Source organism: Acetomicrobium sp. S15 = DSM 107314, assembly GCF_016125955.1.
In the GTDB taxonomy this organism is placed as follows: domain Bacteria; phylum Synergistota; class Synergistia; order Synergistales; family Thermosynergistaceae; genus Thermosynergistes; species Thermosynergistes pyruvativorans.
On sequence record NZ_JADEVE010000157.1, the window covers coordinates 1 to 387 of the forward strand.

The window sequence follows — 387 nt, forward strand, 5'->3', positions numbered from 1 at the left end:
GGGGCAACCGCCTCCCCCCACGGCACATCTACCGAGACAATTTGACAGTCCATCCTGCTCGCCATCTCCCTGAAACGGAGACCGAACTGACCGCAAGATACCGAGATTACAACATCGTCCGGCCTCAATAGGTTTTCCACGTCAGCTTTCCGAAGCTCGAGAACCAGGAGAGTTCGATCCGCATCTGTATTGGAGGGCCAGGGGCGTAAGCGGCGAGGTTGTCGTGGCTGAGCTCAAACGCTCCGGCGGCGATGGTTCCAATGTTATCCCTCGGCATTCCAGGTTCAGGTTCTACAGCTATTATGTTAGGAGTGCTGATAATTCATGGACTCAGGCCTGGACCGATGCTTTTTGTTACAAATCCAGATGTTCCATACTCGATTTTTG

The 387-nt window shown here is 53.2% G+C and carries 1 protein-coding gene; it reads left to right on the forward strand.

The annotated features are described in order from the left end of the window. Nucleotides 1-218 precede the first annotated feature (218 nt). A partial coding sequence (locus EZM41_RS03890; RefSeq protein WP_269778851.1) for a tripartite tricarboxylate transporter permease occupies nt 219-387 on the forward strand: 169 nt, incomplete at its 3' end.